This window comes from Bartonella sp. HY038 (genome assembly GCF_014117425.1).
GTDB lineage: Bacteria > Pseudomonadota > Alphaproteobacteria > Rhizobiales > Rhizobiaceae > HY038.
The window spans coordinates 1,589,864-1,606,463 of sequence record NZ_CP059725.1; the positions used below are offsets into that span (position 1 = coordinate 1,589,864).

The following is a 16,600-nucleotide window of genomic DNA, read 5'->3' on the forward strand; positions in this document are numbered from 1 at the left end:
CATAGCGCGTTTCATTGCGTGTATAATTTCAATTTTATAAATTCAGGAAAGATCGATGTCGGGCTTTAAATCAGATTTTCTTCGCGTCATGCAAGAGCGTGGTTTCATTCATCAAGTTTCAGATGAACAAGGTCTAGATGACCTTTTTGCGAAAGAAACCGTTTCAGCCTATATCGGCTTTGATCCAACAGCGAACAGCCTTCACGTTGGCCATATGATGCAAATCATGATGCTTTATTGGCTGCAAAAAACTGGACACCGTCCCGTTGCACTTATGGGCGGCGGCACGGGTATGGTTGGCGATCCATCCTTTAAGGATGAAGCTCGCAAACTAATGACTGTTGAAACAATTGCAGACAATATTGAGGGCATTAAACACGTCTTTTCAAATTACATCACTTTTGGCGATGGCCCAAATGATGCAGTTATTGCAAATAATGCTGATTGGTTGCGCAACCTCAACTATCTTGAATTTTTGCGTGACGTTGGCCGTCATTTTTCAGTTAATCGCATGTTGTCTTTTGACTCGGTTAAATTGCGCCTTGATAGAGAGCACTCACTGTCATTCCTTGAATTTAACTATATGATTTTACAGGCCTATGACTTTGTTGTACTTAATCAACGTCATGGCGTGACCCTGCAAATGGGCGGCTCGGACCAATGGGGCAATATTGTCAATGGTATCGAACTTGGCCACCGTATGGGAACAAGCCAATTATATGCGCTAACTACCCCACTTTTAACCACCGCTTCTGGCGTAAAAATGGGTAAGTCCTTAAACGGTGCGGTTTGGCTAAATGCCGACCTTGTTAGCCCATATGAATTTTGGCAATATTGGCGCAATACCGAAGATGCAGACGTTATTCGCTTCATGAAGCTTTATACAACTCTGCCAATGGACGAAATTGCGCGCCTTGCTCAATTACAAGGCGCAGAAATTAATGATGTCAAAAAAATCTTAGCAACAGAAATTACTGCAATGCTACATGGCCGCGAAGCTGCCGAGCTTGCTGCTGAAACGGCTCGTCAAACCTTTGAAGAGGGAAAGCTAGGTCAAGATTTGCCAGTAATGGAAATTGCAAGTTCTGAACTTTCAGATGGTGTCGGCATCTTATCTCTATTGGTAAAAGCTGGTCTTGTAAAATCAAACGGTGACGCTCGTCGCAATATTCAAGGCGGCGCGATCCGTGTTAATGACATTGCAGTAAGTGATGAAAGCCGCATAATCAATAACAGCGATTTAGGCACTGAGAATGTGATTAAGCTATCATTTGGTAAGAAAAAACACATATTGGTAAAACCAATTTAATTCTTTTTGCGATGTAAGACATTTTAAAAGCCGCTTAATATCTTAAATATTAAGCGGTTTTTTATTAAACATCATAGAACTAACAGCTTATTACCCAAAGGAAATCAATGATTGCTGATCGCTAGTAATAATGCACTTTTTATCTATAAAATTACGCAATGTTTGCGGATAAAGTCGATGCTCTTGCTTTAAAACACGCGCACTTAAACTATCAGCATTATCTGAGGCTAAAACAGGCACTACTGCTTGGGCCAAAATAGGCCCCTCATCCATACCTTCCGTAACGATATGCACAGTGCAGCCGGCAATTTTTACCCCCGCATCAATTGCTCGCTGATGGGTATGGAGACCTGGAAAAAGTGGCAATAAGGAGGGATGAATATTTAAAATCTTTCCTTCATAAGGCTTGATGAAACTTCCAGAAATAATACGCATATAACCCGCAAGACAAATAATATCAGGAGCCAACGCATCTAATTGCTGCAAAATTGCATCTTCATGAGCTTGCTTTGAAACAAAAGACGCGCGTTCAAAAACAAAGGTCTCAACACCCTGTAATTTTGCTTTATCCAAACCACCTGCATTGGCTTTATCTGAAAAAACAGCAATAATTTCTGCCGGATAATCTGCAGCTTTGCTTGCTTCAATGAGTTTTTCCATATTCGAGCCGCCGCCCGATATAAAAACGACAACCCGTTTACGACTCATAATGCTAATTGCCCCTTATAGACAACACCCTTATCTTGCCGCGCTATAAGTTGGCCAATCTCGCTGACTGTTTCGCCACCATCTTCTAATGCTTTTTTAACCGCATCAACATTTTGTGGTGCAACAACAACAATCATGCCAATACCACAATTAAAGGTACGTAGCATTTCATGCATTTCAATATTGCCAGTATTTGCTAACCACTTGAATACTGAAGGCACGGTTACGCTATTAAGATTAATTTCCGCACTTAAATTTTTAGGCAAAACGCGCGGAATATTTTCAGGAAAACCACCACCTGTAATATGGGCAAGAGCTTTAATAGATTGGGTCGCTTTTATCGCTGATAATATCGAACGCACATAAATACGTGTTGGCGTTAATAATGCGCGGCCAAGTGGCAAAGCTGTATGAAACGGCGCAGGATCGTTCCATGACAACCCCGAATGTTCAACAATCTTGCGCACTAATGAAAAACCGTTGGAATGAATACCTGAGGAGGAAAGGCCTAAAATAATATCACCCTCAGCAATATCCTTATGCGGTAATAATGAACCTCGCTCTGCTGCACCAACAGCAAAGCCAGCAAGATCATAATCGCCATCGCGATACATGCCCGGCATTTCAGCCGTTTCACCACCAATTAATGCAGCCCCCGATTGACGGCAACCTTCTGCAATACCCGATACGATCGCGGCACCTTGGTTGGGGTCGAGTTTACCAGTTGCAAAATAATCAAGGAAGAAAAGCGGCTCAGCTCCCTGCACGACAAGATCATTTACACACATAGCAACAAGATCAATGCCAACGTCATCATGATAGCCCGCGTCAATCGCGATTTTAAGCTTTGTACCAACACCATCATTAGCAGCAACGAGAATCGGATCTTTAAAACCGGCGGCTTTTAAATCAAACAGCCCACCAAAACCACCAATTTCTGTATCGGCCCCTGCCCGGCTTGTTGAGCGCACCAATGGCTTAATGAGGTCAACCATATCGTTCCCCGCATCAATATCCACACCTGATTGTGCATAAGTGAGGCCGACAGTTTGGTCTTTACTATCTTTAACCATTTTTAGGTTTCCTTGCATTAAAATAGCGCAATAATTATGCATTTGCCATGCCACGCCCAAAGCCGCAAGAAAAAATCGCATAATTTTCAAAAAAACACACTTTTAAGCAAAAGACTTATGGATAGCAGCCTTGACCAATGACACTTCAACACATATCTGATGGACTTATGCTCCTTAGTATTCATCTAAGATTTGGTCACTATGTGGTCATGAAGCAATGTTAAAACGCTCAGGCAAAAATGAGTTATGATAAATTAGGCGGTCAATATGCAAGATGAAACGCAAGATGCTGGCAACAAAAAAAGCGATGATGTCGTAACGATTTCCGCCAGCCAATTGCGGCAATTAAAGCGGAAGGAGCGCCAAGAAGCGCGAGCCTTGCGCTCTAAGGCCAATTTTGTTCTTGTACCTTTACAGGGTAATGTGCGTAAACAAGCTTTTTTTTGGCTTGGAACACTACTATTTTTCATTATGTTTCTGATTGTTTTCAGCGATGTATTATTGCCTTTTGTTGCCGGTATTGCCCTTGCCTATTTTTTAAATCCTGTAGTAGAATTTTTGGAAAAAGTTGGCTTTTCTCGAATGTGGGCCACTGTTGCGATTGTCATATTTGTCGTAGTCATATTTGCTCTGGCAATTATCATACTTGTACCTTTGCTTGCCCAGCAATTGGCCGGCTTTGCTAGTAATATTCCAAGCTATATAAAGCCATTACGCGAATTTTTGAAAAATCAAGATCTATCTTGGTTACATCAATTTAATATTGATACCTCTACTCTGCAAGGTAGCCTACAAAGCTTACTTGACAAGCTTTCAACTATTGTGACAGGACTTTTCCAATCACTTTGGGATTCAGGTCGCGCCATTGTTAACGTGTTCATCTTATGGATCATGGCGCCAGTCGTGGCATTTTACATGCTACTCGATTGGGATAGAATGGTTGACACGGTCGATTCATGGATCCCACGGGATCACCTTTCAACTATTCGTAGTATTTTTGCGCAAATGGATCGCGCTGTTGCTGGCTTCATTCGTGGTCAAGGTTCGGTATGTTTGATCCTAGGTTGCTATTATGCCATCGGGCTAACCATTTCCGGATTGAACTTTGGTCTATTGATCGGTCTTTTTGTTGGTTTTATTAGCTTTATTCCTTATGTGGGGTCGGCTATTGGGCTTTTATTGGCCGTTGGTATGGCAGCATTTCAGTATTGGCCAGACAGTTGGGGCTGGATTGTTGTCGTTGCGTGCCTTTTCTTTGTTGGACAATTTGTTGAAGGCTATATTTTGCAGCCAAAGCTAGTTGGTTCGTCGGTAGGACTTCATCCTGTTTGGTTAATGTTTGCCCTTTTTGCCTTTGGTGCAATATTTGGGTTTACCGGTATGCTGATTGCTGTACCGGCGGCAGCGGCGGTTGGAGTTCTTGTACGTTTCGCTCTTCATACATATTTAGAATCACCCGTTTATAAGGGTAATGATGGCGCGGAGCGTGGTGAATGAATGTAACACCAAGGCAACTACCTTTGGCTTTAGAGCCCGAGGCACGCTATAGTATTGACGATTTTGTTGTAACACCTGCCAATCATACCGCATTTAACCTATTGGAAAGTTGGCCAAACTGGCCCTCACCCGTGACGGTACTTGTTGGCCCAAAAGGCTCAGGCAAAACTCATCTATCAGCAGTATGGGCTGCGCAGAGCTATGCGCACGAATTTAATCATAAAAAGATAGACGCAGCTATAAGGGCGGCATTATCTGGTACACCGATCTTGATTGAGGATATGGCGCCACATAAATTTGATGAAACGGCGCTTTTTCATCTTATCAATACGATAAGGCAAACACGTATTGAAAATGCGCAAAGTTCGCTTTTAATGACATCGCACTTGCGACCAATTGATTGGCAGGTTGCCCTGCCTGATCTTGCCTCACGATTAAATGCGGTTTCATTAATAGAGCTCTCACCTCCTGATGAAATGCTATTAAGTGCGGTCATTACCAAGCTATTTGCCGATAGGCAGCTTAATATTGACCCTAATTTGATCCCATTTATTGCTAGCCGCATTGAGCGATCTTTAGCTGCGGCGGCAAAATTTGTTGCTCTTACCGATGCCATGGCACTTGAAGAAAAAAGTCGCATAAACCGTAGCTTAGTTGCCAATGTATTAGCAAAAATGGAATTTGATTCTTGATCATTATCCATAACGCAATTAAACTTAATTTATATTAGAAGGTTCACAATTGTGGTTCAAAGTAGGTTTTCCTATAATTGTGAATAAAAAAAACTATTAAAAGGCTTTTCAACATAATTGAAAAATTCTAAGCTGCTTATTTTACATAAGCACAAAATGATAAGATCGGGAGCATATAGCGTAATGGGTGTTGACATAAGTCGTTTAAGCAATGGATTAACAATTGCAACCCATACCATGCGGCAGGTTGAAACTGTTGCGCTTGGCATTTGGATAAAGGCTGGCTCACGCAACGAAAAGAGCAACCAACATGGCATAGCCCATCTGTTAGAACATATGGCTTTTAAAGGTACTGCAAAACGCACATCTTTACAAATAGCTACAGAAATTGAAGATGTCGGCGGCGAAATAAATGCCGCAACTAGCGTTGAAACCACTGGTTATTTTGCCCGCGTTCTTGCTGATGACGTTCCGCTTGCAATTGATATCCTGTCCGATATTATTACCAATCCTCTTTTTGACGAAGAAGAGCTAGAGCTTGAAAAAAACGTAATTTTACAAGAAATAGGTGCAGCTCACGACACGCCCGATGATGTTGTTTTCGACCATTTTTCGGAAACGGCATTTAGACACCAGACTATAGGCCGCCCCATTTTAGGCACTGCAGAAACAGTTTTAAGTTTTAGCGCTGATGATTTACGCAAATTCATGCAAGATCATTATTGTGCGAGTCATATGATTGTTGTTGCTGCTGGGGCTGTTGAGCATGAAAGCTTCGTTAAAGAAGTTGAAATGCGTCTTGGCGACTTTAGAAGCCATTCATCTGGTACAATTCCTGATCTTGCCAATTATGTTGGCGGCGATTTTCGTGAATATCGCGATTTAAAAGATGCGCAATTGCTACTCGGTTTTGAAGGCCGCGCCTACCATATGCGCGATTTTTATGCTTCGCAACTTTTAGCAATTGTTCTTGGCGGCGGCATGTCCTCACGTCTATTTCAAGAAATACGTGAAAATCGTGGCTTATGCTATTCTATTTACTCATTTCATTGGGGCTTTTCTGATACCGGACTATTTGGTATTCATGCGGCAACTGGGCATGATGGCTTAGAGCCACTTGTACCCGTTATTCTTGATGAACTTTATAAGGCCAGTGAAAATATTACCGAAGCCGAGGTTAGGCGCGCCAAAGCGCAATATCGTGCAGGGCTGATGATTTCGTCTGAAAGCTCGATGAGTAAAGCACACCATATTGCGCGGCAATTATTGCTTTATAATCGCGTTATTCCAAATTCTGAACTGCTAGAGCGACTTTCGCAAGTCAATAGTGATAGATTAACCGATCTTGCGCGTCGTTTATTTTTAGATTCAAAACCAACAATGGCTGCAATTGGACCGATTGGCAAACTTATGCCATTTGAAGATATGCAAATGAAATTACGGATCCATTAAATTGCATGAAGGCAATATTTGATAATTTTTACCAAGCTTTATAATAAAGTCGTCATGTTAAAATGACAAAATTACATCTGCATTCACAGGTAAAGTTTTCAATGGCAGTCAATCTTGCTATTCAATTTTTGCATGTTGGCAAATGGAAAGCAATTACTTATATAGAAATGCAGCATAACATTTATTGACTATTATTCCTTTAACTTTAGGAGCACTTTATGAAACACCTCGACCGCCTTGATAATATATTTGGTCAATACGACATTTTCTTTTGTGATGTATGGGGTGTTTTACATAATGGAATACATGTTTTTCCAAAGCCGCAAGCAGCCCTAAAAGCAGCGCGGAACGCAGGAAAACATGTTATTCTTATAACCAACTCACCAAGACCGCGCGATGGCGTTGCACAACAACTTGCGGATATGGGCGTTGATGACAATTGTTATGATGACATTGTCACCTCTGGTGATGTAACAAGAGATTTAATCGCAGAAGGTCCTAAAAAGCTATTCCTTATTGGACCAGATCGTGATCTAGCCTTATTTGATGGGCTTGACTGTGAATTGGTTGAAGAATTTGAAGCAAGTGGTGTGGTGGTCACTGGCCTTTATGAAGACGAAACTGAAACACCTGATGATTATGCAGAACTATTACAGCGTTTACGTATGCGCAATTTACCGATGATATGTGCCAACCCTGATATTATGGTAGAGCGTGGCGACAAGCTTGTTTGGTGCGCGGGTGCACTGGCCCGCGACTATGCACAATTGGGTGGGCGCACAATGATTGCCGGCAAGCCACATCATCCAATATATGAATTAGCTTTAAAGAAAATGCGCGCTATTTTAAACCAAGAAGCCAATAAAGAAAAAATCTTAGTTATTGGAGATGGCGTTTTAACCGACATTAAGGGCGGTGTTAATAATGGCTTTGATACGCTTTATATTGCGCGTGGTATTCATGCCAATGAATATTGTATTGATGGTGAGATCAATCAAAAGCTGCTTGAGGAATTCTTTGCCCCTTATTCTTTAGTGCCCAATTTTGATATGATGGAGCTTGAATAGGCGTGCAACCCAAAAAAATTATCCGTCTGCCTGACGTTGGTGTACTGCCAAGCCAGTTACAGGGCGGCGTTATTGCCATTGGTAACTTTGACGGTGTTCATCGTGGTCATCTAGCTGTGTTAGAAACTGCGCTTGAAAAGGCGCGGCTGCTTGGAAAACCAGCTATTGTTCTTACCTTTGAACCGCATCCGCGCAGTTTTTTTAATCCAACTAAGCCCTTATATCGCCTTACTCCTGCCGATGAACGTGCTGAAATTTTAGAAAAACTCGGATTTGACGCAGTCATTGAACAACGCTTCACCAAGGATTTCTCATCCCATCAGGCAAAAGAATTTACGGATACGATCTTGCGTGACTGCTTAAAGGCAAGTGTCGTTGTTACGGGTGATAATTTTCACTTTGGAGCAAAGCGCTCTGGGACCCCCGAATTTCTTATCAATGAAGGTAAGAATTGCGGTTTTGATGTCGTTATTGTTGATGGCTTTCTTGATGAAAATCGTGAACTCGTATCTTCTAGCCGCATTAGGCAAGCTTTAAGTTGCGGCGCAGTAGAAGAAGCAGCAGGTCTTCTTGGTTACCGCTATACCATTAAATCCAATGTCGTTCATGGTGCCGCTCTAGGGCGACAAATTGGGTTCCCCACCGCCAATATGCGGTTAGATAGTGATACTGGTTTAAAATTTGGCGTTTATGCGGTACGTTTTCGCACGCAAAATGGCAAAATTTTTAACGGTGTTGCAAGCTATGGATTAAGGCCGACAGTTAATGAATTAAAGGAACCATTATTAGAGACCTTCATTTTTAATTTTAATGAAGATATTTATGGGCAAACATGTTTTGTTTCATTCTTTTCCTATTTGCGTGGAGAATTAAAGTTCGACGGACTTGAGCCTATGATTGAGCAAATCAAAAAAGATGAAGAAGAAGCACGTGAAATACTAACACATATTGCCCCACTCAATCCAATAGACAAATATTTAGCTTTTGATAACTGGGATAAATAGTAATATTTTTTAATTTTATTTGCTTATAATTTGAAAAAAATTATAGATTGCTCCAACAGCACATTATCTATAGCAATATATTTGCGAAAAAATATTATAATAGGGATTTTAACATGCGGTTATTATGGATTTGTCTCACTGCAGTTGGTGTTATTGCTTTAATTTTTTATCTAGGCAATGACAATATTAGTTCATCCTCCCTAACAAATAGTGATCTAGCCAGAATAACAACTGGAGGTTTATTTGCCACAATCCTTGCGGCAGGACTACTGTCGTCTGGCATTACCCTTAGCCATGTTCTTAAAAATATACTTATTTGGGTAGCTATTATAGGCGTTCTACTTATTGGTTATAATAATCGCTTTCATCTGCAAGATATTGCCCATAATATCAGTGGCGGCTTAGTTCCAGCAAGCGTGCTTTCAGTTGACCTAACTAGTAGGAATACAGTTACCATTGATCGTGGAAGCAACGGACACTACCAAATAACCGGTAAAGTTGATGATCATAGGGTAAAATTCTTAATAGATACTGGCGCAACATCGATAGTCCTTACCAATGAAACAGCTATTGATATTGGTATAGACATTCAAGGGTTAAATTATACCACACCCGTATCAACAGCAAATGGCAGTCTTAACACAGCGCGTGTAAGATTAGATAGTATAAGCATCGGTTCAATTACCCGTAAAAAATTAAATGCTTTAATTGCACCATCAGGTGCTTTATCAGATAATTTGCTTGGTATGAATTTTATTAATACACTTTCAAGTACCTCTATTAGAGGTAACCAACTTATCTTGATTGACTAAGAAACGTAAAATTTAGAGCATTTTCAATTAAGTGCTCTAAATTTTTTGTATTTTAATCTAAAAAAAAGCGCATACTTATTAAAATTATCAAGCTCGAGATATCCGCTTTAAATCTATTATCTATCCCTCTAGAGCAAGATTACTCATCCAATATCCTTTGCAAGCGCCGTTTTTCTTCAACTGTAAGTTCAACTTGCTGGGAAGGTTTCTTTTGCCTAAAATTATAAAGAATATAAGCAAAAGCTGCTAAAAGAATTAAAATTGGAGAAAGCCATAATAGTATAGTAGAACCTTCAAAACGTGGCTTTAACAAGACATATTCACCATAGCGGGCAACAATATAGTCTATTGCTTTTTGATTACTATCACCTTCACTTAGGCGTTCTCGCACCAACATTCGCAAATCACGAGCAAGTGGCGCATTAGAATCATCAATGGACTCGTTTTGGCATACAAGACAACGCAGATGCGAAGAAATCTCGCGTGCTCTTGCTTCTAGATTAGCATCAGGCAATATTTCATCAGGCTGAACAGCTTGAGCAACACTCATAAAGCCAACAAACAAGATAAATATCACCAATCGGATAGTATTTTTCATCTCTATGCCTATTTTTTATCCAAAAGCAAAGCGGTCGAAAGCTTTTGGCGAGTTTTAGCCCCTTTAGGCGCACCAATGCGTAGTCGTCGATCTGAAAGAGACAGAAGCCCCCCTAACATCATTAAAAATCCACCACCCCAAATCAATAACACATTAGGCTTCGACCAAATATGCACAATCATGGCATTATCTTCGACATAATTACCTGGTGCAATATAATATTGTGATAATCCTCGCCATAAAAGGCCAGCTTCAGTCGTTTGCATGGTTTGGGATGGAAAAGTTCTTTTAGATGCGGTTACTTCACCAATATATTTATCTGCATCGCGATTAAACATGGTAAAATGCATCCGATTTTCTTGATAATTCGCGCCATTTAAAGACTGATATCCATCAAAACGAATAGTTTTCCCTGCAATTTCTACACTTTGACCCGGCTTCATAGTTAAGATACGCTCTTGGCCAAAAGTTGCAACTGCAACAATCCCGAAAAGCGTTACGCCTAATCCCATATGGGCGAATGCCGCCCCCCAATCCGCACGAGGCAAGCCCTTAAGGCGCGCAATGCGCGTTTTGAATGATGTACCCCATTTGCCACTTTTCAGCACAACTTCAGCAAATGAACCAAAGATGACAAAAACTCCAAGCCCTATCCCTACACATGATAAGATTTCTTTATAACCACTTAGGTAAAAGCTAACAATCATCGCAATAAGCGCCAAAATAAAACACATAGAAAGGCGGCCAGCTGCGAGCATAAGATCACCACGCTTCCAAGCAAGCAATGTTCCAAATGGAACACCTACCAACAAGGGAATGAATAGTGGCCCAAAGGTCATATTGAAAAATGGTGCGCCAACTGAAATCTTTTGGTCCCATAGCATTTCAGCGATTAAAGGATAAAGTGTGCCAATTAAAACTGTAGCGCTAGCAGTGGTTAAAAAAACATTATTAAAAACCAAAGCACCTTCGCGGGATATTGGCTGAAAAAGTCCACTATTTTTGATATTTGGTGCACGTATTGCAAATAATAATAAAGCAACACCAATGAAAAAACCTAAAATGGCTAAAATAGCAATACCGCGTTTCGGATCGACAGCAAAACTATGTACAGAAGTCAATATGCCTGAACGTACTAAAAATGTGCCAAGCAAAGATAAGGAAAATGCAATAATTGCCAGAAGAATAGTCCAAACTTTTAATGCTGCGCGTTTTTCAAGCACAATAGCCGAATGTAGCAAGGCAGTTCCCGCAAGCCATGGCATCAAAGATGCGTTCTCCACCGGATCCCAAAACCAATAACCGCCCCAACCAAGCTCATAATAAGCCCAATAAGACCCCATGGTAATACCACCAGTTAAAAACACCCACGAAATAAGTGCCCAAGGGCGCACCCACCGGCCAAAAGCCGCATCAACTCGGCCGGTTATAAGTGCAGCAATCGCAAATGAAAAACAGACTGAAAAACCAACATAGCCAAGATAGAGCATTGGAGGATGCAAGGCCAAGCCAATATCCTGCAAAATAGGATTAAGGTCATTACCCTGTAATGCAGGAGGATCAATTCTTGCGAATGGATTAGATGTAAACAGAATAAATGCTAAAAATGCACTCGCAATTGCACTTTGGCAGCATAACGTCAATGTCGAAAGATTTAACGGTAAGTTTTTGCCAAAAATTGCAACCAAAGCACTAAAAAAGGCAAGAATAAGCACCCAAAGAAACATTGATCCTTCATGATTTCCCCAAACACCGGTAATTTTATATAATAAGGGTTTTTCTGAATGAGAATTTTGTACAACATTGAGAACAGAAAAATCTGAAATTACATAAGAATAAGTTAGTGATAAAAAAGCAAAGCCAATTAAAATGAATACGATAATACTAATCGAACGGTTGGCAAGCATAAGTCCAACATTATTGCGATAAACCGCAATAGGTACAATGAAGGTTTGAAAAAAGCTAAGACAAAAGGCAAGAATTGTAAGGAATAAACCAATTTCATTTATCATGTTTTTGATATTCCTCCCAAAGGCCTTGGGCCTTCAACCGATCAGCTACATCTTTGGGAACATATTTTTCGTCATGCTTGGCTAAAACACGGCTAGCTATAAATACCTTATCACCATTAAAGTTACCTTCAACGATAACACCTTGATCTTCCCTAAAAAGATCAGGCAAAATACCATTGAACTTAACATATTCTACTTTGCCAAAATCAGTTACATTAAAAGATACCTCCGTACCTTCACCGCGAACAACGCTACCCTTCTCAACAAAACCGCCAAGTCGTAATGGCCTTTGCGAGGCTATATCCTCTTCAGTGATCTCTGATGGCATACGAAAATAACTTGCCGTATCCCCTAAAGCAAAAACCACAAGACCAACTGCTGCAGCCATGACAAAAAGCGCTAAAAACAATAACATATAGCGTTTTCGGCGCGCTTTTTTTAAATGCATTTGAAAACTATTGGATTTTGCACTCATTGACATGTCAGTGTGCCTCTTTTGCATGCGAGGGAGAAAAGCCTTTATCTTGTAGAGTATTAATCAATTTTTCTCTATTTTCAGGAGATAAGAGACGTAGAGCTTTTTCATAAGTAGAACGAACTTTTTCAGGTTGCTCCAAAAGAAAATAAGCATTGATCAACATCAACCAACCTTGTAAATCCTGCGGGCTTTCTTGTAGTTTATCTTCGAGTTTGCCAACATTATCGGCAATAAAATCATGCTGCTCTTTTGTCAATTTAGTAGGAGCTTGTGGCTCTATTCCCTTTAGCTGATCGATAACCAGCTGCATATCAGCCACCCAAGCCTGCCCCTTACCATGATCATTTACAAATTTTTCTAACAATTCAATAGCTTGTTGCTGTTCACCATTTTGAATGAGACCACGTGCTAGGAAAATTTGAGGCTGCGGATTTTCTGGATTTAATTTGGCGGCCTGTTGTAAAGCAATTTCTGCATCCTTATTGACAACACCGTTTTCCAATCCCATGAGAGCAATGCCATAACTTAAAAACCTTTTTGAGCTTTCGCCATTCACGCCGAGAGATCGATTAAACATATTCGCAGCATCGCGAAAACGCCCTGTCTCTAAATAAAGATCACCAAGTTTATCAAGTAGGTCACCTTGATCTGGATTACGAGCTAACAGAGCTTCGCTCTTTACAATTTTTTCAGAAAGATCAAGGGTTGAATCATCCTTAGACATCAAGATTTCAAAAGGTCGCTGAGGCATATCGGGGCTTCCCAAAAGCGAATAAATCCCCCAACTGCCGGCTATAATAAACAAAATACCAATAAAAACTATTATTTTCATACCATGATCTTTTGAACCATTGGTCGTATTTAGCCCATTTTTCATCGGCGTTTTTTCGCTAGAAAGAATACGCCTTGCAAGCTCTAGCCGCGCCTCTTTAGCATTTTCATGAGAAATTTGCCCATCAGCTTCTTCTTCATCGATTTCTATGAGCTGACTCTTATAAACAGCTATATCGCTTTGAGCATTATCTTCAGATTTGCTTTTTGATAAAATAGCATCGCGGCCAAGTGCATACACCAGCAAAAAAACGACACCAATAGTTATTAGAATTAGAATAAACCAAAAGAACATAGCCTATAAAAACCAATTGTCATCAAATGTCCAATCACAATGCTTTTAATTTTTACTTTTTTCACCTTTTATTTCTAATTTTCTAACACGCTTTAAAAAATACGTAAAAAGGACTTGCTCGCTATTGGTAACAAGCAACTTTTTTAGATCAACAAACCCCAATTGATTACTAATCATACAAAAAAGTAAATTTATTACAATTCTAACAATACTTTATAATATTAACAATTAAAAATATATTTCAATAAATTAAAGTATAATTATAATAATTTTAATGCGTTACTTAAATAACACAACTTAAATTTTTTTTAATAATTAGCACCATTTTAATACAAACGATCTTGATAAAACATGACTAATAAAGTCAAGAATAAGAGGTAAAAATTTAAAATGAGGGTATTTTTATGGAGTTTTCAAATAACAGGGCGGCCACCAGTAATGGCCGCATCATTAGTAATATGGCAATCAAAGCAGGGCTTGTTGCATCTTTGGCAACACTTCCAAATGCAGTAAGCGCTCAAGTTCAGAATTCAACGAATAGCAACACAACAAATGTTGCAAGTAATGATGGTGACAATTCCACTTTGGAAACAATAACCATCAGTGGCAATGCAAGTATTTCTAATATTAACGCAGCACAATCTGGCTCCTCGCGTTTACCAGGAACAATTCGTGACATTCCACAAGTTGTTAATGTTGTACCAGAGCATGTCATGATTGAGCAAAACGTCATGACACTAGAACAAGCGTTGCAAAATGTGCCCGGTATCACCACAACGATTGGTGAAGGCGGTGGTGGCATGAATGGCGACCGCTTTAGAATCAGAGGCTTTGACGCAACGGGCGACACTTACAGTGATGGATTACGCGATATCGGCGTTTACGTTCGCGACAGTTTCAACATGGAACAAGTTCAGGTATTTAAAGGCCCTAATGGCGAAAATTTTGGCGTTGGAACTACAGGCGGAGCTGTTAACTCGACGTCAAAACGCGCTCGTTTAGGTACTTTTGGCGCGGTAAATTTTTCAACAGGTAACGGTCCGCTTTATCGTCCCACAATCGATTACAATCAGCAAATCAATGATACAACGGCTGTCCGATTTAATGTAATGGGCAATTGGCAAGATGTTGTTGACCGCAATCATGTTACATCTAACCGTTGGGGCTTAGCGACATCTGCAGGTTTTGGACTTGGTACAAATCAAACATGGCATTTAGGTTACTTTTACCAAAAAACTGATCGCCTTCCCGATTATGGTATTCCATTTGTTGCTGATCCAAATGGCATTTCACGCCCAGTGACTGAATATGGTGTGCCAAAAAACATTTTTTACGGAAAAAATAGCGATCGTGATAAATCCGAGATTCACATGGTCACTTCAAATTATCGCAATGAGATCAATGAGTGGCTGACCTTTACAAATGACACACGCTATACTCATTTCAAACGCTATTTTAGCGCAACGCCTATTCGCTGTGCGGTTGCTGCTCAATGTACCAATGCCCTATTTGGCGGCGGTGGAAATCCGCTTATGGCCTATGGCGGTGGTGGCGGTGTCACTTACGATCAAAAAAGCTGGGGGTTACAAAATATTTCAACTGCTGTTGCAAAATTTGAAACTGGCGCATTCCGCCACCAAGCCGTATTTGGTCTTGATATGATGTATCAAGATGATCAACGCCAAGGTTATAGATACACATCTCCCAAAAGCTTACGCGCACCAAGGCTTTGGACAGAAAACATGGATTCTAGCTATTATAGCCTTGTGCCAAACCCTGATAATTACAAGGACTCAAACTCACGTTCTGTGGCAATTTTTTTAAGCGACCGCATGTGGCTTAATGAACAATTCTCGATTATGGCAGGCTTACGTTGGGATTATCAAAAAATTAATTATGATGTAACCACAGCGGCGGGAATAAATTCGCTGATGGCAAAAGCAGATTATATTAGCCCTAAAGCAAGCGTTATTTGGGAACCAACAAAAGCACAAACTTACTATTTTTCATGGTCTGTATCTAATAACTTACCTTTTGGACAATATATCACTTCTGATTTCAATCCAGTTACGGCTGCGCGCATTGATTGGGATCCGGAAAAAAGTGAATTATTCGAACTTGGCGGTAAAATTGACTTACTCGATGGCCGCATTGGTTTAACTGGCGCATTATTTCAAGTAGAGAAAAATAACGCGCTTTATAATAATCCTGATGGCTCAGTTACAAGATCTGGCGAAAAACAGCGGGTACGCGGTTTTGAAGCAGGTCTTACAGGAAAAATTACAGAACAGTGGGATGTTTATACTTCTTATACCTATTTGCAAAGTAAAATTCTCGACTCCGCAACAAGTTCAGTGATCGGCAACAGCGTTCCTGGCGCTGCAAAAAATGCCGCATCCCTTTGGACAACCTATGATCTTGCTCCGCATTTTAATAGTTTGAACGGCAAATTGCTGATCGGTGGCGGAATGACCTATCGCGATGCAGTTCCAGTTGCTAGCAATGGCCTAAGCCGCATTCCCCATAGTTTTACTCTTGACGCAATGGCATCTTATGAAACTGAAAAATGGCGTTTTAGTGCTAATGCTTATAACCTTACCGATAGAACCAATTATACATCCTATATGGGCGGGTCGCGGGCTATTCCAACATCAGGGCGCAGCTTTGTTATTAATATAGGCGCAAAATTTTAATTAGCCGATAAGCCGACACTATATATTTTCCGGCAAAAACGCCAAATTTAAAGCCATTTCCAACCGCCGGAAATGGCTT

General features: G+C 40.4%; 14 protein-coding genes. 8 read left to right on the forward strand and 6 right to left on the reverse strand.

Annotated elements, in window-relative coordinates; translation table 11 throughout:
* The first annotated feature begins 55 nt into the window (after positions 1–55).
* Complete coding sequence (gene tyrS / locus H3299_RS06705; protein WP_182419485.1) at positions 56–1,309, forward strand: tyrosine--tRNA ligase; 1,254 nt, start codon at positions 56–58, stop codon at positions 1,307–1,309.
* Positions 1,310–1,399: 90 nt separating this feature from the next.
* Here the strand turns inward: tyrS and purN are convergent, their stop codons facing one another.
* Both purN and purM read right to left on the reverse strand, forming a co-directional pair.
* Complete coding sequence (gene purN, locus H3299_RS06710; RefSeq protein WP_182419486.1) at positions 1,400–2,017, reverse strand: phosphoribosylglycinamide formyltransferase; 618 nt, start codon at positions 2,015–2,017, stop codon at positions 1,400–1,402.
* Positions 2,014–3,090 (reverse strand): phosphoribosylformylglycinamidine cyclo-ligase, encoded by a 1,077-nt coding sequence (purM, locus tag H3299_RS06715; protein WP_182419487.1) that lies wholly within the window; start codon positions 3,088–3,090, stop codon positions 2,014–2,016. Before purM ends, purN begins: the two co-directional genes overlap by 4 nt.
* A 267-nt stretch (positions 3,091–3,357) precedes the next feature.
* On the opposite strand from purM, the gene H3299_RS06720 reads away from it, so the two are divergent.
* The 6 genes from H3299_RS06720 to H3299_RS06745 all read left to right on the forward strand — a co-directional run bounded on the left by H3299_RS06720 (position 3,358) and on the right by H3299_RS06745 (position 9,614).
* On the forward strand, positions 3,358–4,587 hold the full coding sequence (locus H3299_RS06720; RefSeq protein WP_246708176.1) for an AI-2E family transporter: 1,230 nt from the start codon (positions 3,358–3,360) through the stop codon (positions 4,585–4,587).
* Positions 4,584–5,279 carry a DnaA ATPase domain-containing protein gene (locus H3299_RS06725; RefSeq protein ID WP_182419488.1) on the forward strand — a complete coding sequence of 232 codons (696 nt, stop codon included), beginning with the start codon at positions 4,584–4,586 and terminating at the stop codon, positions 5,277–5,279. Before H3299_RS06720 ends, H3299_RS06725 begins: the two co-directional genes overlap by 4 nt.
* A 183-nt stretch (positions 5,280–5,462) precedes the next feature.
* Positions 5,463–6,731, forward strand: a complete 1,269-nt coding sequence (locus H3299_RS06730; protein ID WP_182419489.1) for a pitrilysin family protein — start codon at positions 5,463–5,465, stop codon at positions 6,729–6,731.
* A 218-nt stretch (positions 6,732–6,949) separates the two neighbouring features.
* On the forward strand, positions 6,950–7,798 hold the full coding sequence (locus H3299_RS06735; RefSeq protein ID WP_182419490.1) for a TIGR01459 family HAD-type hydrolase: 849 nt from the start codon (positions 6,950–6,952) through the stop codon (positions 7,796–7,798).
* 2 nt (positions 7,799–7,800) lie between these two features.
* On the forward strand, positions 7,801–8,802 hold the full coding sequence (locus tag H3299_RS06740; RefSeq protein WP_246708177.1) for a bifunctional riboflavin kinase/FAD synthetase: 1,002 nt from the start codon (positions 7,801–7,803) through the stop codon (positions 8,800–8,802).
* Positions 8,803–8,915: 113 nt separating this feature from the next.
* Entirely contained in the window at positions 8,916–9,614 is a 699-nt protein-coding gene (locus tag H3299_RS06745) for a TIGR02281 family clan AA aspartic protease (protein ID WP_182419491.1), read from the forward strand.
* A gap of 139 nt (positions 9,615–9,753) precedes the next feature.
* Here the strand turns inward: H3299_RS06745 and H3299_RS06750 are convergent, their stop codons facing one another.
* From H3299_RS06750 to ccmI, 4 genes are read right to left on the reverse strand one after another with little or no spacing between them, the layout of a single operon-like run.
* On the reverse strand, positions 9,754–10,212 hold the full coding sequence (locus tag H3299_RS06750; protein ID WP_182419492.1) for a cytochrome c-type biogenesis protein: 459 nt from the start codon (positions 10,210–10,212) through the stop codon (positions 9,754–9,756).
* A gap of 8 nt (positions 10,213–10,220) precedes the next feature.
* Positions 10,221–12,224 carry a heme lyase CcmF/NrfE family subunit gene (locus tag H3299_RS06755; RefSeq protein WP_182419493.1) on the reverse strand — a complete coding sequence of 668 codons (2,004 nt, stop codon included), beginning with the start codon at positions 12,222–12,224 and terminating at the stop codon, positions 10,221–10,223.
* On the reverse strand, positions 12,214–12,705 hold the full coding sequence (ccmE, locus tag H3299_RS06760; protein WP_182419494.1) for a cytochrome c maturation protein CcmE: 492 nt from the start codon (positions 12,703–12,705) through the stop codon (positions 12,214–12,216). The genes H3299_RS06755 and ccmE overlap by 11 nt, the downstream gene beginning before the upstream one ends.
* Before the next feature lies 1 nt (position 12,706).
* Positions 12,707–13,828 carry a c-type cytochrome biogenesis protein CcmI gene (gene ccmI / locus H3299_RS06765; protein ID WP_182419495.1) on the reverse strand — a complete coding sequence of 374 codons (1,122 nt, stop codon included), beginning with the start codon at positions 13,826–13,828 and terminating at the stop codon, positions 12,707–12,709.
* 404 nt (positions 13,829–14,232) lie between these two features.
* On the opposite strand from ccmI, the gene H3299_RS06770 reads away from it, so the two are divergent.
* Positions 14,233–16,521 (forward strand): TonB-dependent siderophore receptor, encoded by a 2,289-nt coding sequence (locus H3299_RS06770; RefSeq protein WP_182419496.1) that lies wholly within the window; start codon positions 14,233–14,235, stop codon positions 16,519–16,521.
* Positions 16,522–16,600: the final 79 nt, after the last annotated feature.

Bases quoted from the DNA above. Each gene is read 5' to 3' on its own strand.
- H3299_RS06725 (WP_182419488.1), top strand. From the start codon at position 4,584: ATGAATGTAACACCAAGGCAACTACCTTTGGCTTTAGAGCCCGAGGCA.
- H3299_RS06730 (WP_182419489.1), top strand. From the start codon at position 5,463: ATGGGTGTTGACATAAGTCGTTTAAGCAATGGATTAACAATTGCAACC.
- H3299_RS06720 (WP_246708176.1), top strand. From the start codon at position 3,358: ATGCAAGATGAAACGCAAGATGCTGGCAACAAAAAAAGCGATGATGTC.
- H3299_RS06745 (WP_182419491.1), top strand. From the start codon at position 8,916: ATGCGGTTATTATGGATTTGTCTCACTGCAGTTGGTGTTATTGCTTTA.
- H3299_RS06750 (WP_182419492.1), bottom strand. From the start codon at position 10,212: ATGAAAAATACTATCCGATTGGTGATATTTATCTTGTTTGTTGGCTTT.
- purM (WP_182419487.1), bottom strand. From the start codon at position 3,090: ATGGTTAAAGATAGTAAAGACCAAACTGTCGGCCTCACTTATGCACAA.
- purN (WP_182419486.1), bottom strand. From the start codon at position 2,017: ATGAGTCGTAAACGGGTTGTCGTTTTTATATCGGGCGGCGGCTCGAAT.
- tyrS (WP_182419485.1), top strand. From the start codon at position 56: ATGTCGGGCTTTAAATCAGATTTTCTTCGCGTCATGCAAGAGCGTGGT.
- ccmE (WP_182419494.1), bottom strand. From the start codon at position 12,705: ATGTCAATGAGTGCAAAATCCAATAGTTTTCAAATGCATTTAAAAAAA.
- H3299_RS06770 (WP_182419496.1), top strand. From the start codon at position 14,233: ATGGAGTTTTCAAATAACAGGGCGGCCACCAGTAATGGCCGCATCATT.
- H3299_RS06735 (WP_182419490.1), top strand. From the start codon at position 6,950: ATGAAACACCTCGACCGCCTTGATAATATATTTGGTCAATACGACATT.
- H3299_RS06755 (WP_182419493.1), bottom strand. From the start codon at position 12,224: ATGATAAATGAAATTGGTTTATTCCTTACAATTCTTGCCTTTTGTCTT.
- ccmI (WP_182419495.1), bottom strand. From the start codon at position 13,828: ATGTTCTTTTGGTTTATTCTAATTCTAATAACTATTGGTGTCGTTTTT.